At 71.9% G+C, this 23,685-nt stretch carries 22 protein-coding genes and 1 pseudogene; 16 read left to right on the top strand and 7 right to left on the bottom strand.

The window, feature by feature from the left end:
• The first annotated feature begins 130 nt into the window (after nt 1–130).
• Nucleotides 131–841: a hypothetical protein gene (locus RLT58_RS33880; protein ID WP_311314188.1), complete on the top strand. Its 711-nt coding sequence runs from the start codon at nt 131–133 to the stop codon at nt 839–841.
• A gap of 22 nt (nt 842–863) precedes the next feature.
• Here the strand turns inward: RLT58_RS33880 and RLT58_RS33875 are convergent, their stop codons facing one another.
• On the bottom strand, nt 864–1,277 hold the full coding sequence (locus tag RLT58_RS33875; RefSeq protein WP_311314187.1) for a GFA family protein: 414 nt from the start codon (nt 1,275–1,277) through the stop codon (nt 864–866).
• Nucleotides 1,278–1,620: 343 nt separating this feature from the next.
• Here RLT58_RS33875 and RLT58_RS33870 point away from each other — a divergent pair, with 343 nt between their 5' ends.
• Nucleotides 1,621–1,941 (top strand): hypothetical protein, encoded by a 321-nt coding sequence (locus RLT58_RS33870; RefSeq protein WP_311314186.1) that lies wholly within the window; start codon nt 1,621–1,623, stop codon nt 1,939–1,941.
• Nucleotides 1,942–1,980: 39 nt separating this feature from the next.
• Here the strand turns inward: RLT58_RS33870 and RLT58_RS33865 are convergent, their stop codons facing one another.
• Both RLT58_RS33865 and RLT58_RS33860 read right to left on the bottom strand, forming a co-directional pair.
• Nucleotides 1,981–2,991, bottom strand: coding sequence for an aldo/keto reductase (locus RLT58_RS33865; protein ID WP_311314185.1), 1,011 nt, complete (start codon nt 2,989–2,991; stop codon nt 1,981–1,983).
• 149 nt (nt 2,992–3,140) lie between these two features.
• A complete protein-coding gene (locus RLT58_RS33860) occupies nt 3,141–3,797 on the bottom strand; it encodes a maleylpyruvate isomerase N-terminal domain-containing protein (RefSeq protein ID WP_311314184.1) in 657 nt (218 codons plus the stop codon).
• Between the two features lie 123 nt (nt 3,798–3,920).
• Here RLT58_RS33860 and RLT58_RS33855 point away from each other — a divergent pair, with 123 nt between their 5' ends.
• The 5 genes from RLT58_RS33855 to RLT58_RS33835 all read left to right on the top strand — a co-directional run bounded on the left by RLT58_RS33855 (nt 3,921) and on the right by RLT58_RS33835 (nt 7,190).
• Nucleotides 3,921–4,652, top strand: coding sequence for a DUF4232 domain-containing protein (locus RLT58_RS33855; RefSeq protein ID WP_311314183.1), 732 nt, complete (start codon nt 3,921–3,923; stop codon nt 4,650–4,652).
• 51 nt (nt 4,653–4,703) lie between these two features.
• Nucleotides 4,704–5,315 (top strand): glyoxalase, encoded by a 612-nt coding sequence (locus tag RLT58_RS33850; RefSeq protein ID WP_311314182.1) that lies wholly within the window; start codon nt 4,704–4,706, stop codon nt 5,313–5,315.
• Between the two features lie 46 nt (nt 5,316–5,361).
• Nucleotides 5,362–5,559, top strand: coding sequence for a hypothetical protein (locus tag RLT58_RS33845; protein WP_311314181.1), 198 nt, complete (start codon nt 5,362–5,364; stop codon nt 5,557–5,559).
• Between the two features lie 5 nt (nt 5,560–5,564).
• On the top strand, nt 5,565–6,086 hold the full coding sequence (locus RLT58_RS33840) for a GNAT family N-acetyltransferase (protein WP_311314180.1): 522 nt from the start codon (nt 5,565–5,567) through the stop codon (nt 6,084–6,086).
• Between the two features lie 129 nt (nt 6,087–6,215).
• Nucleotides 6,216–7,190 (top strand): aldo/keto reductase, encoded by a 975-nt coding sequence (locus RLT58_RS33835; protein ID WP_311314179.1) that lies wholly within the window; start codon nt 6,216–6,218, stop codon nt 7,188–7,190.
• A 32-nt stretch (nt 7,191–7,222) separates the two neighbouring features.
• Here RLT58_RS33835 and RLT58_RS33830 read toward each other — a convergent pair whose 3' ends face one another.
• Nucleotides 7,223–8,149 carry a LysR family transcriptional regulator gene (locus tag RLT58_RS33830; protein ID WP_311314178.1) on the bottom strand — a complete coding sequence of 309 codons (927 nt, stop codon included), beginning with the start codon at nt 8,147–8,149 and terminating at the stop codon, nt 7,223–7,225.
• A gap of 79 nt (nt 8,150–8,228) precedes the next feature.
• On the opposite strand from RLT58_RS33830, the gene RLT58_RS33825 reads away from it, so the two are divergent.
• Nucleotides 8,229–9,167 carry an EamA family transporter gene (locus RLT58_RS33825; protein ID WP_311314177.1) on the top strand — a complete coding sequence of 313 codons (939 nt, stop codon included), beginning with the start codon at nt 8,229–8,231 and terminating at the stop codon, nt 9,165–9,167.
• A gap of 18 nt (nt 9,168–9,185) precedes the next feature.
• On the opposite strand, the gene RLT58_RS33820 is transcribed toward RLT58_RS33825, so the two are convergent.
• Nucleotides 9,186–9,566, bottom strand: a complete 381-nt coding sequence (locus tag RLT58_RS33820) for a MerR family transcriptional regulator (RefSeq protein WP_311314176.1) — start codon at nt 9,564–9,566, stop codon at nt 9,186–9,188.
• Between the two features lie 123 nt (nt 9,567–9,689).
• On the opposite strand from RLT58_RS33820, the gene RLT58_RS33815 reads away from it, so the two are divergent.
• The 8 genes and pseudogenes from RLT58_RS33815 to RLT58_RS33780 all read left to right on the top strand — a co-directional run bounded on the left by RLT58_RS33815 (nt 9,690) and on the right by RLT58_RS33780 (nt 20,881).
• Nucleotides 9,690–10,763: an alkene reductase gene (locus RLT58_RS33815; protein WP_311314175.1), complete on the top strand. Its 1,074-nt coding sequence runs from the start codon at nt 9,690–9,692 to the stop codon at nt 10,761–10,763.
• Between the two features lie 85 nt (nt 10,764–10,848).
• Nucleotides 10,849–12,060, top strand: a complete 1,212-nt coding sequence (locus RLT58_RS33810; protein WP_311314174.1) for an ROK family transcriptional regulator — start codon at nt 10,849–10,851, stop codon at nt 12,058–12,060.
• Complete coding sequence (locus tag RLT58_RS33805; protein ID WP_311314173.1) at nt 12,057–12,926, top strand: ABC transporter permease; 870 nt, start codon at nt 12,057–12,059, stop codon at nt 12,924–12,926. The genes RLT58_RS33810 and RLT58_RS33805 overlap by 4 nt, the downstream gene beginning before the upstream one ends.
• Complete coding sequence (locus RLT58_RS33800; RefSeq protein WP_311314172.1) at nt 12,923–13,702, top strand: ABC transporter ATP-binding protein; 780 nt, start codon at nt 12,923–12,925, stop codon at nt 13,700–13,702. The genes RLT58_RS33805 and RLT58_RS33800 overlap by 4 nt, the downstream gene beginning before the upstream one ends.
• A gap of 65 nt (nt 13,703–13,767) precedes the next feature.
• Nucleotides 13,768–14,751 carry an aliphatic sulfonate ABC transporter substrate-binding protein gene (locus RLT58_RS33795; RefSeq protein WP_311314171.1) on the top strand — a complete coding sequence of 328 codons (984 nt, stop codon included), beginning with the start codon at nt 13,768–13,770 and terminating at the stop codon, nt 14,749–14,751.
• The gene (locus RLT58_RS33790; RefSeq protein ID WP_311314170.1) at nt 14,748–16,262 is read left to right on the top strand and encodes a sulfatase family protein; all 1,515 of its coding nucleotides are present in this window, start codon (nt 14,748–14,750) and stop codon (nt 16,260–16,262) included. The genes RLT58_RS33795 and RLT58_RS33790 overlap by 4 nt, the downstream gene beginning before the upstream one ends.
• Nucleotides 16,259–18,637 (top strand): glycoside hydrolase family 43 protein, encoded by a 2,379-nt coding sequence (locus RLT58_RS33785; protein ID WP_311314168.1) that lies wholly within the window; start codon nt 16,259–16,261, stop codon nt 18,635–18,637. The genes RLT58_RS33790 and RLT58_RS33785 overlap by 4 nt, the downstream gene beginning before the upstream one ends.
• Nucleotides 18,638–18,708: 71 nt before the next feature.
• Nucleotides 18,709–20,881 (top strand): annotated as a pseudogene (locus RLT58_RS33780) (hypothetical protein).
• Nucleotides 20,882–21,021: 140 nt separating this feature from the next.
• Here RLT58_RS33780 and RLT58_RS33775 read toward each other — a convergent pair.
• Nucleotides 21,022–22,209 (bottom strand): acyltransferase family protein, encoded by a 1,188-nt coding sequence (locus RLT58_RS33775; protein ID WP_311314167.1) that lies wholly within the window; start codon nt 22,207–22,209, stop codon nt 21,022–21,024.
• Between the two features lie 272 nt (nt 22,210–22,481).
• Nucleotides 22,482–23,645, bottom strand: coding sequence for an alkene reductase (locus RLT58_RS33770; protein WP_311314166.1), 1,164 nt, complete (start codon nt 23,643–23,645; stop codon nt 22,482–22,484).
• Nucleotides 23,646–23,685 lie beyond the last annotated feature (40 nt).

The following is a 23,685-nucleotide window of genomic DNA, read 5'->3' as shown; positions in this document are numbered from 1 at the left end:
CGGCTGGAGCCGCACACGTGGGCGAACGCCGCGGGGCAGGTCCTCGCGGCGTTCGGGACCGGGCCCCTTGATCGAAAACCAATCGAAAACCATTCGACACATCCGGCCGGGCAGGTCATGATCCGCACTCGTGACGACACCGCAGCAACTCCTGGCCCGGACCGCCGCCCGCAACAACGCCGAGTGGTGCGCGGCCATGAGCCAAGCACACGGTGTCGTGGGCGCGTTCGGTACGCAGGCCTGGGCCGCTCCGGTCCGTACCCCGCTGTACTACCCCGACGCGGTGACGCTGGTGCCGGGCGCCGACCCCGCCGCACTGACGGCACGGATCGACACCACCGCTCCCGGCGCCACCGTCAAGGACAGCTACGCGGACCTCGATCTGTTCGCCGCCGGTTTCCAGGTGCTGTTCGAGGCCCAGTGGATCCACCGCCCCGCGCTCGCGCCCGCCACCGGCACGAGGCTCGCCTGGGAGGTGGCGGGCGACACGGCGACGCTGCGCGCCTGGGCGCTCGCCTGGGACGGCGGGAACGGCAACGCGGACCTCTTCCGGCCCGCGCTGCTAGACGATCCCGCCTCCTTCGTCCTGTCGGGACGGTCCGCCGACGGCGAGGTGGTCGCGGGTGCGGTGGCCAGTCGCGGTGACCGGGTGGTCGGCATCTCCAACCTCTTCGGACCGGACCACGGCCCCGACGCGGCCTGGCCACTCGTCCTGGAGGCGGTCCACCACCTCTTCCCCACCCTGCCGGTGGTCGGTTACGAACACGGCGACGACCTGACGGCCGCGATCCGCCACGGATTCGAACCGGTCGGCCCCCTGCGGGTCTGGCTGCACGGCTAAGGCCCGCCCGGGGCGGGCGCCGCTACCCGTGCACCGGGTCCGGGGCGAGGGTGACGGTCATCCACGGGGCGGCGATCTCCCGGTAGCTGTGTCCGACGGGGTCGACGCCCGTGCGGTCGTCGAGGCTGTACGTCGTCACCATCACCATCTCCGAGTCGTCCGCGACGGAGACGAGAGGGGTTCCGCAGCGCGGGCAGAACCCCCGGCTCAGGGTCGGCCAGGTCGCGTACCAGGCCGGCTGCCCTCCGGGCCCGGTCCAGGTCAGTTCGTCCCTGCGGAATCCGACCCACGCCATCGCGGGTCCGCCGGCGAGGTGTGTGCAGTGCTCGCAGGAGCACAGATGCGGGTCGTCGGGGGTGCCGGACACCTCGTAGCGGATGTCCCCGCACCGGCAGCGTCCGGTGCGGTGCTCGGGGGCGGAGGCCGGTCCGGTCATGTTCTGCATCTCCCTTGGTCCGTACGAGAGTCGGGGGTTTGCCCCAGTGTGCCGCATGGCCGGACCGGCGCACCGGCGGTCGCACCCCGTGTCCGGGGGCGGCGCGCCCGGACACATCCAAATCCACTTGATATTTGCGCAAGCAACGTTATAGTTGCCTGACGCGAACGATCACGGGGCCAACTCCCCGTATTCGTACTTTATTTGGGGGATTCACATGTCTCGCTCATCGATTGCAGTTCGCACACGAGAAGTAGCACCGCGTAGCGAATCGGACGGTCCGGTCGCGTGCGAGACACACCCCGACGAGCCGGGAGCCGCATGGCCGCCGAGCGTCCGGGCCGTGACCCTGCACCACACGCTGGTCCAGGTCACGGGCGACCTCGACGACGAGTCACTGCGGGCCGTCCAGGGCCTCTACCCCTGGCGCCACGTCACCCGCTGCGCGTCCGAGATCATCGTCTGGCCCCTCGGCACCCTGTGGGTCTCGCACCAGCCCACCGCCGTCGTGCTCCGCGGCCGCTTCGACGCGCGGGACGTGAACGCCGTGCAGGCCATGCACCCCGGACGGACCGTCAGCCGCGACGGCGACCAGATCACCGTATGGCCCGCGCACCCCGCCGGCACCGGCCGGCCGGCCGCATCGGAGACCGGCGCCCGGTGACCGCGCCGCACGGCCGCTCCACCCGGGCGCGGAGCGGGATCAGAGGGCGGGGACGGGTGCGTCGGCGGAGATGATCCCCTGCTCCCGCAGCGCGGCCCAGAAGGCGGCGGGGACCTCCTGGGCCGGCGCGGCCAGGTCCTCGGCGATGCGGCTCGGCCGGGTGGCGCCGGGGATGACCGCGGCGACAGCGGGATGGGCCAGGACGAACTGCAGGGCGGCGGACTTGATGCCGATGCCGTTCTCCTGGGCCAGCGCCTTGATGCGGGCGACCTTCCGGACGACGGCGTCGGGTGCCTCGGCGTACTCGAAGTGGCTGCCGCCGGCGAGGATGCCGGAGCTGTACGGACCGCCGACGACGATGTCGACGCCCTGCTCGGCCGCCGCCGGCAGCAGCCGCTGCAGGGCGCGTTCGTGGTCGAGCAGGGTGTAGCGGCCGGCCAGCAGGAACGCGTCGGGGCGCGGCTCGTCCAGGTCCAGCGTCATCTCCAGCGGCTCGACCTTGTTGACGCCGAGTCCCCACGCCTTGATGACGCCCTCGCCCTTCAGACGGGTGAGCGCCCGGAAGGCGCCGGTGCGGGCGCTCTCGAAGACGCCGGCCCACGCGTCGCCGTAGAAGTCCTGGGCGATGTCGTGGACCCAGACGATATCGAGGCGGTCCGTCCGCAGGCGCCGGAGGCTGTCCTCGACGGAGCGCAGGGTGGCGTCGGCACTGTAGTCGTTCACCATCCTGTTGGGGCGCCCGTGCTCGAACAGGGCACCCTTCTCGCCGAGTTCACGGCTCGCGGGGTCCTCGACCTCGTCGAGGACGATCCGCCCGACCTTCGTCGACAGGACGAACTCGTCGCGGGGCTTCCCGGCGAGCACGTCACCGAGCCGGATCTCGGCGAGACCCGCGCCGTACAGCGGTGCGGTGTCGAAGTAGCGGATGCCCTGGTCCCACGCGGCCCGCACGGTGGCGGCGGCCTCGTCGTCAGGAATGGCGCGGAACATGTTGCCGAGGGGAGCGGTACCGAAGCCGATACGGCCGGGCAGCAGGGAGCGGATGCTCATGGGGTACCTCGATGGATGCGGAGGGTGGGGGGTGGAGTGCCGCAGCGTGGCGGCACCTCCGCAACATTACTTGCACGCGCGGGTTATATGCAAACGCGCTATATCGGCATGTGCAGCCATTCCCGTGTCCGTCCCTCCGCACCGCACGGTCAGCCGAGGTAGAGCGGGAGCTTCGTCGCAAGGGCACCCAGCCGGTCCGTCTCCTCGGGCGTCGGGGCGCGCCGTCCGGTGCCCACGAGCAGGGCGTCCCGGTCGGTGAACGACGCCGGGAACGGGCTTCCCGCGATCGTCTCCAGCATCGCGCGGGTCCGGGCGAGCCCCTCGGCAGGCGGCTGGGCCGCACCGGGAAGATGTGCGACCAGGTCGAGGTGGTGCAGGGTCCACTCCAGTACGTACGCGGACAGGTAGTCACCTGCGGTCAGCACCACCTCGCGGGTGGCGACCCGGGCGTCCGGGTCCGCGAGCCCGGCTGCCCGGCCGGCGGCGGAGCCGACGTCGTCCAGGTGGAACTTGAGGAGGTGCGGCTCCTCGTAGGCGGCGGCCAGCCGGACGATCAGCGCGTCGAGGGGATCGTCACCGGTGGGCGGCGCCTCGCCGACCTCCCAGTAGGTCACCGCGTCCCGCGTCGGCTCCCCCTCGGCGGGAGTCGCGAGGGTGATCAGGACGTCCTGCGCGTCGATGACCAGGTGACACACCAGATCCTGGACGAGCCAGCCGGTGCAGCCGGACGGGCGGGTGAAGTCTTCGTCGGGGAGTTCGGCGACCGCCGCGAGCAGTGCCGACCAGCAACGTGAGAAAAGGTCCACGACCGCAAGCTAACAGCGCCCCTCACCGGCGCAACCGGTTTCCGGCCCGCCCCCGGGCCTGGGCGGCGGGCCCTGCCACAAATCAACAGGTTCGGACCGGGCGAAATCGAGCAGGCGTGAAGCATGGGCTCACTCACGCGAACAACCGGGTCATCGTCCGAGCGCATACGCCTTCCCCGGAGCCGCAGAACAGCCGGGAGCGCCCGCGCACCCCGTCGCCGTGTCCTGGCGCCGGTCGCGCTCGCGTCGGTCGCGCTCGTCACGGCCGGCTGCGGGGACACGTCCGCTCCGGCGGGGGCGGCGCACTCCGCGCCCAGCAGCGCCGCGCAGGACGCGCAAAGCCCCTTCGGCACACAGTCCCCGCAGTCCTCGGCCCCGGCCGGAGCGGGCACGGCCTCCCCCGGCAGCACCGCCCGCTCGTCGGAGCCCGCCGGTACCGCTTCCGAGGCAGGCGCCTCCCGGCGGTGCACGGCCGACCATCTCTCCATGAGTCTGGGGCGGGCCGACGCGGGCGCCGGGCAGATCTACTACCGCCTCACCTTCGTGAACAAGGCCGATCAGTCCTGCACCCTGCACGGGTTCCCGGGTGTCTCCCTGATCCGGCGCGACGGAAGTGCGGTCGGTGTCCCGGCCGAGCGCGAGGGCGGCACGCGGGCACAGACGGTGATCGGTGCCGGCAAGTCCGCAGGCGTCTCGCTGCACACCCTGAACCAGGGGATCAACGGCTCCGCGTGCTGGGGCCGGGCCGACTACCTCCGGGTCTACCCGCCCGGTTCCAAGGAGGCCCTCACCCTGCGCGACCCGCAGCTCCGCGTCTGCGGCGGCCGTTTCACGACCACAGCGGTGGGGCGCTGACCGGTCAGGAATCAAGAAGCGCGCCCCCAGGGCCGGAAATAGCATCGACGCATGGCTTCCATCGAATGCGTCACGCTCGCGGCGACCGACCCGTCCGCCGCACAGGACTTCTACACCACCGCCTTCGGTCTGGGCCCCCAGGTCCGGGTGCAGGACGCCGAGGAGCCGACGGCCGGCTTCCGAGGCTTCACACTGTCACTCACCGTCGCGCAGCCGGCCACCGTCAGAGGGTTCGTCGACGCGGCGCTCGACGCGGGTGCCACGGCCGTCAAGCCGGCCGCCAAGTCCTTCTGGGGCTACGGCGGCGTCGTCCGCACGCCCGACGGCGCGCTGTGGAAGGTCGCGAGCTCCTCGAAGAAGGACAAGGGGCCGGACACCCGGCAGGTCGAGCAGTTCGTTCTTCTGCTGGGTGTCACGGACATGGCCGTGAGCAAGCAGTTCTACGTCGACCGCGGCTTCGTCGTGGGCAAGAGCTACGGGCGCAAGTACGTCGAGTTCGAAACCCCGTCGAGCGCGGTCAAGCTCGCGTTGTACCCTCGGCACGCCCTCGCCAAGGACGCCGGGGTCTCCCCCGACGGCACGGGATCGCACGGGCTCACGATCGGCAGCGACAGCGGGTCCTTCACCGACCCGGACGGCTTCGAGTGGGCGGCGGCCTCGTAGCGACACGGGGGCCGTGCGGACACGACACGAAGCAGGAGCCCCCAGCATGCGCCCACAGCCCGAAGAAGTGCCGCACTTCTCGGGAGGCCCCACGATCCCGGTGGTCCGTCGCTCCCGCCCGTTCGGCGGCCCGGTCCCGCATGCCGCGGTCCCGACCGAGGCCGTGGAACCGCTGGGGCCGCCGGAGCCGGTCGGCGATCTGCTCCGGCTGCGGAACTCGGCGCCCCGGCCGCAGGGATCGTGACCCCCGTGGCCCACGTGATCGAGACCCCCCGCGCCGAGGACGCCGAGTCGCTGGGCAGGGTGCAGCTGGCGGCCTGGCTGCAGACCTATCCGCACGCGGAGTCGGGCATCGACGAGAAGTGGATCCGTGAGCAGCGTGGGTCCTCCGCGACCGCCGAAGGCAGCGCCCGGTGGCGGGAGTTCATCCTGGAGACGGAACGGCGGCCGGACCTGCTGTTCTGCCGCGTCGTCCGCTCCGGCACCGGGATCGCCGGTTTCCTCTGCGGCCGGCGGGACGACGAGGGGGTCGGCCTGGGTCCGATGTATCTGCTGGACGAGGCCCAGGGCGCGGGTCTCGGAGGGCGGATGATGAGTGAGTTCCTGACCTGGGCGGGGAGTGCGCCCATGCTCCTGTGGGTCACCGAGTACAACGAGCGCGCGATCCGCTTCTACGAACGCCACGGGTTCAGGGCCACCGGCGAACGCGAGATGTGGCGGGGGCGGCTGCCCAATGTGCGCATGGTCCGCCCCGCCCCGCCGAAGTCCTGACACCGCCCGGCGGCCGCGCGGGTCCGCCGCCGCGACCGGTTCTCCACCGGCGCGCGGCACACTCGACGCACCCCGCGCGGACCTCCACACCGCGCGGGGCCGTCGCGATGTCAGAGAGGACCACCACATATGAAGACGAGGACCATCGGGCGCCTCGAGGTCTCCGCGGTCGGCCTGGGGGCCATGGGCCTCAGCCAGGGGTACGGAGCCGGCGTGAGCGGCAGCGAGGCGACCGGCCTGATCCGCAAGGCGTTCGACCTGGGCTGCACCCTCTTCGACACGGCGGAGGGCTATGCGGCGGGCGCCAACGAGGAGTTGGTCGGGCCGGCGCTGGAACCCATCCGCGACCAGGTCGTCATCGCCACCAAGTTCTACCTCGGCGGCCCCCTCACACCCGCCGAGCTGAGCAAGCAGATCCACGCCCGGCTGGAGGCGTCCCTGACGCGCCTGCGCACCGACCATGTCGAGCTGTACTACCAGCACCGGGTGCCCGACTCGATCCCCGTCGAGGACATCGCGGGCGTCATGGGCGAACTGATCGACGAGGGCAAGATCCTCGGCTGGGGGCAGTCGCAGGCGACCGAGGAGCAGATCCGCCGGGCGCACGCCGTGACGCCGCTGACCGCGATCCAGAGCGAATACTCCCTCATGGAGCGGATGTTCGAGCAGGGTGTCATTCCCGCGTGCGAGGAACTGGGCATCGGCTTCGTGGCGTTCAGCCCGCTGGCGACCGGTTTCCTCAGCGGCAGGATCACCGCCGACGACACCTACACCGGGGCCGACGTCCGCCGGGTCATCACCCGGTTCGACAAGAACAACATCCGTGCCAACCAGCCGCTCCTGGACCTGCTCACCGCCTTCGCCCGGGAGAAGGGCGCCACCCCGGCGCAGATCTCGCTGGCCTGGATGCTGCACAAGAAGGACTTCATCGTCCCCATCCCCGGCTCGCGCCGGATCGAGCGCGTCGAGGAGAACCTGGGCGCCGCCGCCGTGGAGCTGACCGCCGAGGAGTTCGACCGGATCGAGACCGAACTCGCCAAGATCGAGATCCACGGCAACCGCACCGACGAGGACATCGCCAAGCTCGGCATCATCAAGGACTGAGAGGCGGGCGGGGACGGAAGCCGCCGCAGGAGCTAGGGACACGCGCCGGGAGCCTCCCCGTTCCCGTCCTCGTCCTCTTGCTCGTCCTCTTCGGGAATGCCGAGGACGGTGAGGAACGCGGCCGCCGCCGGGGTGGTACCCGAGCGGCTCCACACGGCGTACTCGACGCGGGCCGGTGCGTCGGCGACCTCGACGGTGACGACGCCGACGAGCCGGGGAGCGTACGCGGAGGGGAGCATGGCCACGCCGAGGCCCGGGCCGACGAGCCGGGCGATGTAGTCGGCGCTTGTCACTTCGTAGGCGACGTCACGGCGGAGGCCCTCGGCGGCGAAGGCCTGGTCCGACTGGAGGCGTCCGGCCGTGCCGGCCGGAAGGTCCACGAACTCCTCGGACGAGAGCCTTCGCAGGCTCACCGAGGGCTCACCGGCCAGGGGGTGGTCCGGGGCGACCACCGCGACGAGCCGGTCGCGGGCGAGTTCGCGGGCGGCGACGCCTTCGGGGCGCGCCGTCGTGGGCAGTCCGAGGAAGGCCACGTCGATGGCTCCCCGCGCGACCTGCTCGACCAGGTCCTCGCTCGCGCCCACCCGCAGGCTGATGCGCACCTGCGGGTACTGACGGCGGAAGTCGCGCAGCGCGCCGGGGACATCGACCGCCGCGACCGTGGGGATCAGGCCCACGGCGAGCCGTCCGCGTACCTCGCCGACGGCCGCCGCGACCTCGGCGGCCGCGCGTTCGGCGGCGTCCAGGCACTGACGGGCGGCGGGGAGGAACGCCTCGCCCGCCGGTGTCAGCCGGACCCTGCGGCTGGTCCGTTCGAAGAGCCGGGCGCCGAGTTCGCGTTCCAGCCGGGCGATCTGGTGGCTGAGCGCGGACTGCACGACCAGGCAGCGTTCGGCGGCCCGGGTGAAGTTGTTCGTCTCGGCGACGGCGAGGACGTACCGCATCTGCTGGAGCTCCATGGATCCATCGTGTATCACGATCGCTGAGCTGACAAACATGTGTTGGACTCATCGATCCGGGCCGTTCGAGACTGCCGGTATGACAAGCCCAGCAGTACCGAGCACCGCCGGTGAGACCGTCGGCCGCCCCTCCCCCGGCCGGTTGTCCGGCACCCTTCTGACGGCCCTCGCTCCCCTGGTGTGGGGCACGACCTATGTCGTCACGACCGAGCTTCTCCCGCAGGGACACCCGATGTTCGCGGGACTGCTGCGGGCGCTGCCCGCCGGTCTGGTCGCACTGGCGATCACCCGGACGCTGCCGCGCGGCGCGTGGTGGGGGAAGGCCGCGGCACTCGGTGTGCTCAACATCGGGCTGTTCTTCCCGCTGCTGTTCACCGCGGCCGAGCGCCTGCCGGGCGGGGTGGCGGCCACCGTCGCGGCGGCCCAGCCGCTGATCGTCGCCGTCCTTGCCGTGACGGTCCTTCATGAGAGCCCGTCCGCCTGGCGTCTCGCCTGGGGGGTGACCGGTGTCGTCGGGGTCGGCCTGGTGGTGGTCGGGCCGGACGCCGGGCTCGACGCGGTCGGCGTCGCGGCGGGTCTGGCCGGCGCCGCGACGATGGCGCTCGGTGTGACGCTCACCAAGCGCTGGGGGCGGCCCGCCGGAGTGGGGGCCACCGCCTTCGCCGGCTGGCAGCTCACCGCGGGCGGCCTGTTCCTGGTTCCCGTCGCCCTCCTCGTGGAGGGAACGCCGCCCGCCGTCGACGCGGGCGCCGCCCTGGGCTACCTCTGGCTGGGTGCGGTCGGCGGTCTGGCCGCGTACGTCCTCTGGTTCCGGGGGATCACCACGCTGCCGGTCACCTCCGTCGCCGTGCTCGGCCTGCTCTCGCCGCTGGTGGCCGCCGTGCTCGGCGCCGCCCTGCTCGGCCAGACGCTCGGACCGGTCCAGCTCGTCGGGTTCGGGCTCTGCCTCGCCGCGATCGTCGCGGGACAGCTTCCGGCGCCCACCCGGTCACCGGCGCCGGGAGAGGCAGCTCGCTGAGGTCCGGCGCGGCGCCCGTCAGCGGACGGCCGCGGCCGTGCCCAGCTGCTCGCGGTACGCGCGGGCGGTGGCCATCAGCTGTTCCAGCGTGTCCCTGGTGCTCATGAGGTCGGCGATGTGCGCGGAGAGCCGCTCGTGCTCCTGCGCCATCCGCTCCAGTGCCGCATCGGAGTTGTCCCGGCTGGGGGCGTCGACGCAGGGCAGCAGCTCGGCGATGGTGCGGCTGGACAGCCCGGCGGCGTACAGCCGCTGGAGGAAGACGACCCGCTCGACCTCGCTGTCCGTGTAGTGCCGCTGCCCGCTGGCGCTGCGGACGCTGGTGAGCAGCCCCTGCTCCTCGTAGTAGCGCACGGACCGGATGCTGACCCCGGCCCGTGACGCGAGTTCACCGATCCGCATATCCGCCTCCTGTGTGTGTTCCGCGTCACAAGGGCTTGCCCCTGACATCGACGTGAGGTTTTAGCGTAACTCCCGTGCCCGACTTCCGGGTACGACGGACGCGGAACACCGAGGAGTCCCGACATGACGCACCTTCTCTCCGGCCACCGGCTCGGCGGCCTGACGCTGCCCAACCGGGTGGTCATGGCCCCGATGACCCGGGTCCGGGCCGCCGCGGGCGGCCTCGCCACACCGTCGATGGCCGCCTACTACGCCCAGCGGGCCACCGCCGGGCTGATCGTGAGCGAGGGGGTGCAGCCGAGCCTGATCGGGCAGTCCAACCCGGGCACCCCGGGGCTGCACACCGACGAGCAGACAGCTTCCTGGGAACAGGTGACCGGCGCGGTCCACGCCAACGGCGGCCGGATCTTCGCCCAGATCATGCACGGGGGACGGGTCTCACACCCCGACACCACCGGGCTGCAGCCGGTCGGCCCGTCGGCCGTGGCCGCCGTCGGGGACGTGTTCACCCCGACCGGCCCCCAGCCCTCCCCCGTGCCGCGTGCGCTGGCCACCGCCGAGGTGCCCGAGCACGCGCGGTCGTACGCGGACGCCGCACGCCGCGCCGTCGACGCGGGCTTCGACGGGGTGGAGCTGCACGGCGCCAACGGCTATCTGATCTCGCAGTTCCTCTCCTCCAACGCCAACCTGCGCACGGACCGCTACGGAGGCCCGGCCGCCCGGCGCATCCGCTTCGCGGTCGAGGCGGCGGAGGCCACCGCGGACGCGGTCGGCGGTGCCAGGACCGGGATCCGGCTCTCTCCGGGCGGCGGCTTCTGGGGCGTCGAGGAGAGCGACACCACCGAGCTCTACACCGCGCTGCTGGCCGAACTGGCCCGCCTGGAGCTCGCCTACGTCCACCTGGAGGCCACCGTCGCGGAGGAGGTGCTCCTCACCCTGCGCCGGGCCTGGCCGGGCACGCTGATCGTCAACCCGGTCCTGCCGATGGGACCCAAGCAGACCGGCCGGGACGACGCCGATCACTGGCTGGACCTGGGCGCCGACCTCATCAGCTTCGGCCGGGCCTTCGTCTCCAACCCCGACCTGGTGGAACGCCTGCGCACCGGGCTGCCGATCGCCCCCGCCGACGAGGCCACCTACTTCCAGGGCGGCGACGAGGGCTACCTGACCTATCCGCCGTACGCGTACGCGGCCTGACGGCCGTCCCGGGGCGGCCCGGTCCGGGTATTGCGGCAACATGAAGATTTTTCCGGGAGGTTGACCAAAAAATCGGCCCTTCCTCATGCTGGGCGCCATGCACTCTCAAGGCGGCCCCCTGACGCGGCTCAGGCGCGGGCACGAGGAACTCGTGCTCGGTCTGCTGCGCCGGCACGGCCCGCAGAGCCGGGCGGAGCTGGGACGCCGCTCCGGGCTCTCGCGCACGACGCTGTACGACATCGTCGGGACCCTGGTCGCGAGCGGCGCCGTGGTCTCCACCGCCGCGCACCCCGGACCCCGCAGACGCGGCCGTCCGGTCGAGCATCTGACGCTCGACCCGGCGGCCGGTCAGGCCGTCGGCATCGACTTCGCGCGCCGGGCCGTCCATGTGGCCGCCGCCAATGTCGCCCATGAGCTGATCGGTTCGGCGAGCCTGGCCCATCCCCCGGAGCTGTCGTGGGAGGACCGGGTCGGCCTGGCAGAGGAGTTGGTCTCCTCGCTGGCGGGTGGCACGCTGCGGCTCTCCGCCCTCGGGGCCACCGGCGCGGTCGGCGTCGGCGTGGTGGGCCCGGTGCGCCGCAGCGGGCCAGACGAGGAGCCCGAGGGATCGCTCGCGGCCCTCGCCGAACTGCTGGGGAAGCGGTTCGGCGCTCCTGTGCTGCTGGACAACAACACCCGGCTGGCCGCGCTCGCCGAGGCGACCTGGGGTGCGGCGGCCGGCAGCCGTGACGTGCTCTATCTGCGGCTGTCGCACGGGGTCGGCGGCGGGCTCGTCGTCAACGGCTCGCTGCACCGCGGCGTGGACGGACTCGCGGGCGAAATCGGCCACATCACCGCCGAGCCCGGGGGCGCGCCCTGCGAGTGCGGGGGCGCCGGGTGCCTGGAGACGGCCGCCTCGGTCGGCGCGGTGCTCGACGCGTTCCGGGACCGGGGCGGGCGGGCCGATGCCGTGCCCGCGCTGCTGGCCGCGCTCGACGCGGGCGACCGGGCGGCGCACGAGGTGCTGCGGGCGGCCGGCGAGCGGATCGGCGTGGTGCTCGCCGGGGTCGTCAACGCGGTCGGCCCGGGGGTGATCGTGCTGGGCGGTGAGCTCGCCGAGGCGGGCCCGGCGCTGCTGGAGCCGGTCGAAGGCGCGCTCGACGCCCATGTGCTGCCGCTGGCCCGGGACCGGCTCTCGGTGTGCCGCGCCGCGCTCGGGGAGGCCGGCGGCGCCCATGGCGGCGTCGCTCTCGCCCTGCACGAATCACCCCTGCTGGCCCGCTATCCCGCGCCCGAATACTCCGAGGACGACGCATGAACTCCCCGCCGGCTCCCCTGAAGAAGACCGACGGGCCCGGCCCGGCGGCCCCCGAGGACACCCCGCCGCACACCCGGCCCGACGCTCCGGCCGGGGCACCGGCCGGCGCCCGGCGCGGCGGCCGGCTGCTCGCTCCGCTGCTCAACCTGACGGCGCTGGCCATCGGTGTCGGACTCTGGGCGCTGCTGGCGTCGATGGGCGTGCAGGGGCTGCCGGGGCCGGTCGCCGTGGCGGACCGGGCGGGTGAGCTGATCGCCGACGGGACCCTCGTCACGGACGCCGGGGCGAGCCTGCGCCGGGTGCTGACCGGCTTCGCGCTCGGCACGGTGGTGGCCGTGCCGGTCGGCTTCCTGATGGGCTGGTACCCCGTGGCGCGCGGGCTCCTGGAGCCGTACGTCCAGTTCTTCCGGACCATCCCGCCGCTCGCCATGATCCCGCTGGCCGTCGTGCTGCTGGGCATCGGCGAGGTGCCCAAGGTGTTCGTCATCTTCCTCGCCGCGTTCCTGTCCGCCGTGGTCGCCGCCTTCCAGGGCGTGGTGGGCGTGGACAGGACGCTGATCGACGCGGCTCGGGTCCTCGGGGCGCGGGACGGGACGATCTTCCTCAGGGTGGTGGTTCCCGCTGCCGCCCCGTTCATCCTGGTCGGCATGCGGATCGGGCTGGGGTCGGCCTGGGGGACGCTCGTCGCGGCCGAACTGATCGCCGCGCAGGAGGGGCTGGGGTTCCGCATGCAGAAGGCCCAGCTGTACTACGACCTGCCCACCATCTTCGTGGGCCTGATCACCATCGGGGTGCTCGGTCTGCTGATGGACCGGCTGCTGCTGCTCGCCGAACGACGCCTCACCCACTGGCAGGAGACCCGATGAACCCCAAGATCTCCTTCCGGAGCGTCTCGCGGAGCTATCCGCTGAAGAACAGCACGTTCACCGCGCTGGACCGGGTGTCGCTGGACATCGGGGACGAGGAGTTCGTCACCGTGGTCGGCCCGTCCGGCTGCGGCAAGAGCACTCTGCTCAACCTGGCCGCCGGGCTCGCCCCGCCCACCTCGGGCGAGGTCCTGGTCGACGGCCGCACGGTGACGGGGCCCGGCCCCGACCGGGGTGTGATCTTCCAGCAGTACGCCCTGTTCCCCTGGCTCACCGTCCGGGGCAATGTCGAATTCGGGCTGAGGCTCGCCTCCGTACCCGCGGCCGAGCGCCGCCGCCGGACGGACCGGGCCATCGCCCTGGTCGGACTCACGGACTTCGCGGACGCCCTGCCCAAGACGCTGTCCGGCGGCATGAAGCAGCGCTGCGCCATCGCCCGCGCGTACGCGGTCGATCCTCAGGTGCTGCTGATGGACGAGCCGTTCGGCGCGCTGGACGCCCTGACCCGGGTCCAGTTGCAGGACCAGCTGCTGGAGACGTGGAGCCGGGAGAGGCGCACGGTGCTGTTCGTGACGCATGACGTGGACGAGGCGGTGTATCTGGCCCGGCGCGTCGTCGTGATGGCGGCCGGGCCGGGCCGGATCCACTCCGTCGTCGAGGTCGATCTGCCCTATCCCCGTACCGAATCCCTGCGCCTGTCGCCCGAGTTCGCCCGGATCCGCAACACCGTCTGGCAGTCCGTCTACCACCAGGCACCGGCCGTCCCGGCCGCCTGACTTCCGCTCCCGCTCCCGCGCAGCACACCGCTGCCGAACCCCTACCGTCCGAGGATCACTTCGCCATGCGTATGTCTCAGCCTGCCCTGACACTGGCCGCCGCCGTGTCCGTCCTGGCGCTCTCGGTCACCGGCTGCTCCGGTGACTCCGAAGCCGCACAGGGCACCACCGTCCGGTTCGGCTACATCAGCGACTACAACGGCGCCTCCCTGCTGGCCATCGCCGATCAGCAGGGGCTCTGGAAGAAGGCGGGGCTCTCCCCGCAGTACAAGACCTTCACCAACGGCCCGCTCCAGATCCAGGCGCTCGGCGCCGGCGATCTCGACTTCGGCTACATCGGGCCGGGTGCGATGTGGCTGCCCGCGTCCGGCAAGGCGAAGGTCGTCGCCGTCAACACCCTCGCGTACGCGGACCGGGTCATCGCCCAGCCGGGCATCGGCTCGGTCAAGGACCTCAAGGACAAGAAGGTGGGCGTGCCCGAGGGCACCTCCGGGGACATGGTCCTCAACCTGGCGCTCCAGAAGGCGGGTATGTCGGAGAAGGACATCCAGAAGGTGCCGATGGACCCGTCGACGGTGGTCTCCGCGTTCGTGTCCGGCCAGATCGACGCCGCCGGGCTCTGGTATCCGCTCATCGACACCATCAAGGAGCGCAAGCCCGCGCTGAAGGAGCTGGCGAGCACCAAGGAGTTCCCCGGCCAGGCGTTCCCCACGGCCTTCGTCGCGGGCAACGGAACGAAGCCCGCACTCACCTCCAAGGTGGTGGCGGTCCTGCAGAAGGCCAACGACTGGCGGTCCGCGCACCCCGACGAGGCCATCGACGCGGCGGCCGGGCTGCTGGACGTCGACCGGTCCAAGGTGGCGGCGGACGCGGCCAACGTGCAGACCATGTCCACCGCCGACCTGGTCGCCAAGACCAAGGACGGCACGGTCGACGGCTGGCTGAAGGGCCTCGGTGACTTCTTCGTCCGCACGGGCCAGCTGAAGTCGTCACCGGCTCCGGACACGTACTACCGGGGCGACCTCTACACGAAGGCGTACGCCAAGTGAACCTCCTGTTCCTGATGACCGATCAGCACCGGGTGGACACGCTCGGCTGCTACGGCAATCCCCATGTCGCCACGCCGCATCTGGACCGGCTCGCGGCCACCGGCACCCGGTTCGACCGGTTCTACACACCGACCGCCATCTGCACGCCCGCACGCGCCAGCCTGCTCACCGGACAGGCCCCGTTCCGCCACCGGCTGCTCGCCAACTACGAGCGCAACGTGGGATATCTGGAGGATCTGCGGGATGACGCCTTCACCTTCCCCTCGGCCCTGCGCGAGCGGGGCTACCAGCTCGGGCTCATCGGCAAGTGGCACGGCGGCACGCACCGCAACGCCGCCTCCTACGGTTTCGACGGCCCCGACCTGCCGGGCTGGCACAACCCGGTCGACCACCCGGACTACCTCGCCTACCTGGAGGAGCGCGGCCTTCCCCCGTACCGCATCTCGGACCCCGTGCGCGGTACCGCGCCGGGCGGCAATCCGGGCAATCTGCTGGCGGCCCGGCTGCACCAGCCGGTGGAGGCGACCTTCGAGTACTACCTCGCCACCCGGGCCATCGAGCAGTTGGAGCGGTATGCGGCGGACGGCCGGCCGTTCTTCCTCGCCACCCACTTCTTCGGCCCGCACCTGCCGTATCTGCTGCCCGACGCGTACTACGACCTCTACGACCCCGAGCTGGTCGAGCTGCCGCCGTCGATCGCCGAGACCTTCGAGGGCAAGCCGCCGGTCCAGCGCAACTACAGCGCCCACTGGGCGTTCGACACCCTGCCGATCGAGACGAGCCGCAAGCTCATCGCGGTGTACTGGGGCTATGTCACCCTGATCGACGAGCAGATCGGGCGCATCCTCACAAGGCTCGACGAACTGGGCCTGACGGACGACACCTCCGTCTTCTTCACCGCCGACCACGGCGAGTTCACCGGGGCCCACCGGCTGCACGACAAGGGCCCGGCGATGTACGAGGACATCTACCGCATCCCCGGCATCGTACGGATCCCCGGCGCGGCCCCGCAGGTGCGCGACGAGCTGGCGACCCTCACCGACTGCACCGCCACCCTGCTCGACCTCGCGGGCTGCGATCCGGCCGAGGCAGTGGACAGCCGCTCCCTGACGCCACTGGTGCGCGGCGAACTGCCCGAGTGGGCAGGTGAGTTGATTGCGGAGTTCCACGGACACCACTTCCCGTACCCGCAGCGGATGATCCGCGACGACCGCTACAAACTGATCGTCAACCCCGAGTCCGTGAACGAGCTCTACGACCTCGTCGCGGATCCGCACGAGCTCAGCAACCGCTACACCCACCCGGAGTTCGCCCCGGTGCGGGAGCGGCTGCTGCGCCGGATGTACGTGCTGCTGCGCGAGCGGGGCGACAACTTCTACCACTGGATGACGTCGATGTACGACATCGGCGCCTCCGATTACGACCCGAGCCTCAGCTCCTTCGAGACCGACGACGACACGGTCTGGACCGCTCCAGCGGATCCGGCCGGGACGATCACGGAGAACCGATGAGACGCCTGGACAGCACCACCCGGTGGGCCGCCGCACTGGCCGCCCTGCTCTGTGTCCTCACCCTCTCCGCCGCACCGGCCGACGGGGCGCCCCCGCGCCCCGGACGACCGGGCTCGGCGACGGCCGCCACCTACACCAACCCGGTCTCCGCCTCCGCCGGCATCGACACGTTCCCCGACCCGGCGACGATCCGGGGCAAGGACGGGCTCTGGTACGCCTACGGTACGCAGAACCCCGTCTTCCGGAGCAGCGGCGAGGACGGCGAGCGCATCCTGCCGATCCTGCGCTCGGCCGACCTGGTGACCTGGGAGTACGCGGGCGAGGTCTTCACCCCGCAGAACCGGCCGGCCTGGCTGGAGGGATCCCGGCTGTGGGCCCCGGACGTCCACTACGCCTTCGGGCGCTACTACCTCTACTACTCGGTGCCCGGCCGGGGCACCGTCGGGCTCGTCACGGCGCCCACCCCGACGGGCCCGTGGACGGACCGGGGCGCGGTGCTCCCCTCGCCGAGCGGCTGCCCGGCCGGCAACATCGACCAGGCCCAGTTCACGGACACCGACGGCACGCCGTACCTCTACTGGGGCAGCTACGACACCATCTGCGTGGCGAAGCTGAACGGCGACCGCACCCGTACCGAGGGCGCCGTAACCCAGATCGCCCGGGGGCGGCGCGTCGAGGGCGGGTTCGTCGTCCGGCACGGGTCCTTCTACTACCTGTTCTACTCGGACGGCGGCTGCTGCGACGGCGCGTACAGCGGCTACCAGGTGAAGGCGGGGCGCTCGACGAGTCCCACCGGCCCGTTCACCGATGACGAGGGCACCGATCTGATGGCGCTCACCAGCAAGGCGGGCGTGGTGGTCGGTGCCAACGGCAACCGGTGGATCGGCCCGGGGCACAACGCGCTCCAGACGGATCTGTCGGGCCAGGACTGGCTGGTCTACCACGGCATTCCGGCCGACTCCCCCGACCTCGCCCCGGCCTCCGGGGGTTCACTGAAGCTCAGCCGGCGCCCGATGCTCATCGACCGGCTGGACTGGATCGACGGCTGGCCCGTCGTCCGCGCGGGTGACGGCCCGTCGGACACGCCCACGGCCGCGCCGGTGACCGACTGGACGGCCGGCGGCACCTTCAACGACGGCGGCCTTGCGGGGTGGCGTCCCGAGGGCGCGGACCGCGCGGGCTGGACCGCGGGCTCGGACCAGGACGCGCACGGCTATGCCGCGTACACCTCCTCCGGCAGCGCTCCCTCCTTCCTCCGTTCGGGCGCCGAAGCGCCCGCCGGGGTACGGGCCGAGGCCGATCTGAGGATCACCTCGGCGGACGGCGCCTCGGGGCTGGCGCTCGCCTACCGGGACCCGGACAACCGGATCGTCGCGTGGCTCGACCGGGCCAGGTCCGCGCTGGTCACCGATGTCCGCGTGGGCGGCAGGAACAGCGGCGAGCAGCTCACCGCGCTGCCGGCCGGGTTCTCCTACGACACCTGGCACAACGTCTCCGCCGAGCTGCGGGGCACCCGGCTGACCGTCGAGGTGACCGGCGACCGGCTGCGCGATCCGGTCGCCGTCCAGACCCGCGAGGTGCCCGCGGCGGCCGCTCGCACGGGGGCCGTCGCCGCGGCGGCACGCGGTGCGGGCGCGGCCGCCGACAACGTGGGCGCCGCACCCCTGTACCGACCGGTGATCTCCCGTACCGCCGTTCCGGGCGCGGGGACTGCGCTGCCGTCCTTCAGCGACGAGTTCGACGGGGCCGCGGTGCCGGGCACCGCGCCCGGCTCCCCCTGGCAGTGGGTACGCGGGCCGGCCGCCGGCACCGCCATGACCGGGGGTTCGCTGACCTGGCCGACCCAGGACGCCGAACTGCACCTCGGGAACAACACCGCATCGGTGCTCCTGCGGGATGCCCCGCAAGGGGACTACACGGTCGAGACGAAGCTGCGGTTCTCACCGGACCGGGATGCCCAGCAGGCGGGTCTGGTCCTGTACGAGAACGACGACCGTTGGCTGAAACTCGTGCACTCGGTGCTGCCGCTGAACAACGGGAACGGCGCGCTCCTCCAGGTGAGCGAGTTCGGCAAGGAGGGGGAACGCCCGACGACCTCACCGCCGACCGCGGTGGCCAACGGCCCGATGTTCGCCGGTCCGACGGCCGGCACGATGTGGCTGCGGCTGACCCACCGCCTCGATGCCGCGCACCAGGAACACGAGGTGCGGGCCTCCACCAGCCGGGACGGTACGCACTGGTCGCGCGGGAGCGTGTGGACGCTTCCGGCCGAGGGCGCCCTGCGGATCGGGCTGATCTCCCTCAACCGGTCGGGGGCGGTGGCGGACTTCGACTACGTCCGCACCTACCGGAGCCCGCAGGCCGCAAGGCCGTGACGTGGCCGGGGCGGTGGCCGGGTGCGAAAACTCGCGTGCCCGGCCGCGTGCCGCTCTGCGATCATGCCGGGATGTCCCCGTCCTTCGCTCCCCTGGTCATCCGGCACAGTCACCGCCTCTCCCTCCCCTCCGGCCCCGGGGGTCACGGCGACGTCGTGGCGCGGCAGTTCGACTCCGCGCTGATGTCCGTGGGCTTCAAGCTGTCCGCAGCCGTGCTGGAGCGGCTGTCGGCACTGTCCGAGGAGACCGTGGCCGACGTCCGCCGGCACGCTGGACGTCGTCCGCGCGATGGTGGGCGACCACGTCCGGCACAACAGCTACTTCATCGACTTCCCCGCCCATGTGCCGGACACGTTCGACTTCTGGATGGCGTGCATCACCGACGCGCTCGGGAACCCGTCCTCCCGCGCCGGAACGCTCGATGGGCTGAGCACCGATGTGGTCGACCTGCTGACCCTGCCGATGTACGGCAACTACCCGCACACCTACGCCGAGATGCTCGCCGCGCACGAGGAGCTGACCGCCGCCGCCGGCGACCGGATGACCGTCCTGCACCTGGGCGGCGGCCCGGAGGAGGAAGCCACCGCGCTGTACCTGGCGCTGGCGGGCAGCACGACCCCGCTGGGCGAGGAGGCCCTGCGTGACCTGGGCGCGCTCGCCGGACACTGCGTGGACGGCCCGCAGCCGGAGGCGGTCCCCGTGCGGGAGAACGCGGCCGTCGTCAACGCCGCCCGTCTCACCGCCGGCCGGGAACCGCTGGTGGACACGGTCACCGATGTGCTGCGCCTGGCCTGTGCGCTGAGCGGCGGCGATGTGAGCCTGGTCGAGCCGACGCGCTTCCGGGCGCTGTCGCGCCCGGTCCGGCGCGCCCTGCTCACCGCGCTCGACGGGGTCGTGGCGGCCTCGCCCGCCAAGCTCGCCGACGTCCGCGCGCACCGCGAGCCGTTCAAGCGCCTCGGTGAGCGTCTGCATCCGCACGAGTACCCCCGTCTGCCGCACGCCGCGGAGGTGTTCGCCGTCGCCCGGGGCGAGCGGGCGGTCCGGTCGCTCGCCGGCCGCTTCGAGGAACTGCTCGGCGCGGACGACGTCGTCGGCGCCGCCCGGCTGCTGACGGCCGCCCCGGGCCGGCTGCTGCGCTCCCTGGACCGCCTGCTGCGCGCCTGCCGCACCCAGGAGGAGCGGGACGCGGTCGTGACCGCCGCCGAGCAGGCCGCGCCGGAGGCCTCCGGACGGGTCCTGCTGTCGGTCCGGGAGCACCTGTCCAACCGCGTGCCGGGACGCGGGGAACGCCGCGTCTTCGTCAACCAGCGAGGCCGCGCCTGGGTGACCGCCGACACCCGCCGCCCGGTGCCGGGGGCCGAGCGCACGCGCCTGATCACCGCCCTGGACGCCGAGACGCTCCGCCGTCTCCCGGCGGAGCCCGGTCACCTGCTGATCGACCCCGACATCCTCGATGTGGCGCTCCCGCTCAGCGGCAAGTCGACCGCCGCCGGGCTCGGTGTGCTGCCCCGGGGCTCCCTCTCCCCCGTGGACGGCGAGCTGCTGCGCTTCTTCGTCCACTGGAGGCAGAGGAGCCACGACACCGACTTCGACCTGTCGGCGCTGATGCTCGATGACCAGTACGGGACCGTGGGCTGGCTGTCCTACACGGCCCTCACCGAGGTCGAGAGCGAGCACTCCGGTGACATCACCGAGGCGCCCGAGGGGGCCTCGGAGTTCATCAACCTGCGCCTGGGCGCAGTGCGCGGCACCTGCATAGTCCCGCAGGTCAACATCTTCTCCGGGGAGGACTTCGTGACGGTCGAGGAGTCGTTCTTCGGCTTCATGACCCGTGACGCCGAGCAGCGCGGCCGGCCCTTCGAGCCGCGCACCGTACGCATGAAGTCGGAGCTGCGCGGGCCGGGCAGGGTAGCGCTGCCGCTGGCGTTCCTGCGCGGGAGCGACGGCCGCTGGCGCGCCCGGTGGCTCCACCTGTACCTCGTGGGCAGTCCGAGCGCCAACCGCGTCGAGGAGAACCGGGTGTCGGTGGCCACGCTGCTGCGCGGCTTCGTCGAGCGCGACTACCTCACGGTCCGCCATCTCACCGGCCTGATGGCCGGCCGTGCCACGGCGACCACGGTGTGGGACGGCACGACGGTCCCGGACGGCCCCGTCACCTACGTCGGCCTGGAGCGCCCGGACGGGCTGCATCCGGACTCAGTGGTCGTCACGCCGGAAAATCTGCGCGACCTGATCCCCGCGTGACTGCTAGCGTGGTGTTCCGGCGAGGCCATGGGAGCACTTCCTTCTCAATTCCTCATATGAATTAGTGCTTCCGCTTTCCTCGCCGTCCACGCGAAGGCCGGGTGCCCACGGGCACCCGGCCTTCGCGTCGCTCACACCGCTCAGTTGGCCTTGCCCGGCCGCCGCGAGCGGCTGTACCGGCGGACGAGGGGGTTCTCGATCCAGGCGAACAGCCCCCAGGACATCACCACCGAGGCCACGGCCGCGCCCGTCAGCATCGCGACGGTGGTGGGCGTGGAGAACATCCGGTCCTCGCCCAGTGCCCAGCGCAGCGAGCAGAGCACGATGTAGTGCAGCAGGTAGAAGGCGAAGGAGACCTCGCCCAGCCACACCATCGCCCGGCTGCGGAACACTGTGGCGCGGCCCTCGATGTCGGCGGTCGCCGTGGCCGCGATCAGGAGCACGATCGGCACGATCATCACGGCACGCTGCCCGTAGAGGTAGGGCACGTAGTTGGTCAGGACGTACGAGCCGGCCAGCAGCAGGCTCGACCAGACCATGCCGATGTTGCGCCAGCGCCCGTGCCTGACCGCGAGTGCCACCAGGATCCCGAGGGCGAAGTCGACCATCCGGACGGGCGGCAGCACATAGGCGAACCAGTACTGCGAGACCGAGCTCTCGTGGCCGCTGGGGATCCGCGGGGAGCTGGGGAACAGGGCGTACGCCAGAGCGGGGGTGGCCACGACCGCCGCGACGGCCCCCGTGATCCAGTACTTCAGCCGGGCTGCGTCGATGCGCAGGAACGCCTTGTACAGCATGGGGAACGAGAGATAGAAGATCGCCTCGACCGCGAGCGACCAGCTCGGCGCGTCGATGCTGAAGTTGGTCATGTACTCGGGCACCCACACCTGAAGCATGAACAGGTTGGCGACGGCGACGCCGATGGAGGTGTAGTACATGGCGAACAGCGAGACCGCCAGCGCCCAGGTGACGACGTACATCGGATAGATCTTGACGAACCTGCGCCGCCAGAACGCCTTCGTCGTGTCCCTGTCGCGCGCCGACCAGGTCAGTACGAACCCGCTGAGCACGAAGAAGAAGGAGACGCCGAGCCCGCCCGCCTGGGCGAACCAGCCGGCCAGGGTGTCCGCGGTGTCGTCGTCGGCCAGCAGCCTCAGCGGGATGATCGGCAGAAAGGCGTGATGGAAGAAGACGGCCAGGGCGGCGGGGAACCGCAGTCCGGTGAGCGAGGGCAGCCGGGTGGCGCCCGGGCTCCTCGGCGGGGCGACGGCCTCCGGTGGCCTCTCGCCGGCTGGTGCGGAGCGGGTCGGTATCTGGTCCGTGGCCATGGGCTTTCCGTTCTCGGGGATGATCGTGCGGCGGCAGGGCCCCGCAAGGGATGCGGAACCGGGGTGAGTCCAGCGAACGGTGTGACTCGAAGGGCGGTACTCCGGTCCGATCGACTGCCCGTCCGATGCCTCCGGCCCCGGCGCGGTGGCCCGGGCGGCCGCAAGAGCTCCGCCGAGTCGGTCGGTCACGTCTGTCGTCACGTGCTGTTTCCCTGGTGGGGAGTTACACAGCTCTTTGTACAGACGCCCGCTCGTGAAGCACTCAAGACTCTCTATGGGTTGGCTCGCGCTCCGCGTCCCGAAGGCGTACGGGGTGCTACGGGGCCGCGGGACAGGACCGGGTAGTCGTTGTATCCCTCCGCCCCGTGCACGTGCATCAGGAACTCCGGGCGGATCTCGTTCAGCGGGGCGCCGGTGCGCAGGCGTTCGGTCAGGTCGGGGTTGGCGAGGAAGCCCCGGCCCAGGGCGATCAGGTCGGCGCCGTGCCCCAGCAGGCGTTCGCCCTGCCTCAGTCCGCCGTCGGCCGTGACCTCCTCGCGGGTGAGCACCGGGTTGGCGATCAGCGTGCCGGGCCAGGCCTTGCGGATCGCCCGGTAGCGGGGGTCGTCCGGGTCTGCGTAGACCATGTGCAGATAGACCGGGCCGACCTCCGCGAGGGCGGGGACCAGCGCCGCGTAGATGGCGTCGGTGTCGCCCTCCTCGATGCTGTTGACACCCTGGCCGGGCGAGATCCGCACACCGACCCGGTCCCGGCCGACGGCCTCGGCGACGGCTCGCACCACCTCGACGGTGAAGCGGATCCGCCGTTCCACCGGACCGCCCCAGGCGTCCGTCCTGCGGTTGGTGTTCTGCGCGAGGAACTGGTGCAGCAGATGGCCGTTGGCGGAGTGCACCTCCACACCGGCGAAGCCCGCCCGGACGGCGTTGCGGGCCGCGTCGGCGAAGTCGGCGACGGTGGACTCGATGTCCTGGGCCGTCATCGCGCGCGGTGGCACGGCCTTCTGAAGGCCCGTCGGGGTGTGCAGTGTCTCGGGGAACGTCACGGCGGACGGTGCGAGCGAGATCAGGCCGCTGTTGTCCGGGTGACCGACGCGGCCCCCGTGCTGCAACTGGAGGAACATCCGGCGGCCGCCGCCCGCCGCGTGCACGGCGTCGGTGACGCGGCGCCAGCCCGCCGTCTGCGCCGCGCTGTGGATGCCGGGGATGTGCGGGTAGGTCTGGCCCACGGGGTTCGGGGTCGTCCCCTCCGCGATGATCAGGCCGGCCGAGGCGCGCTGGGCGTAGTGGGTGACCATCAGTGCGCCGGGGACACCGTCGGCCGCCGCGCGGTTGCGGGTCAGCGGTGCCATGACCAGGCGGCTGGGCAGTTCCAGGCCGCCGAGGCGGGCGGACTCGAAGAGACGGGATGTGGCGGGAGCCTGCTGTGAGTGCGTCATGCCCGGTAACGTAGAACCTCACATCAGTGTCAGATTCAAG

The organism is Streptomyces sp. ITFR-16 (assembly GCF_031844705.1).
Classification (GTDB): Bacteria; Actinomycetota; Actinomycetes; order Streptomycetales; family Streptomycetaceae; genus Streptomyces.
The sequence above is the reverse complement of the archived record's forward strand: the minus strand, read 5'-3'. Positions and strand labels throughout refer to the sequence as shown.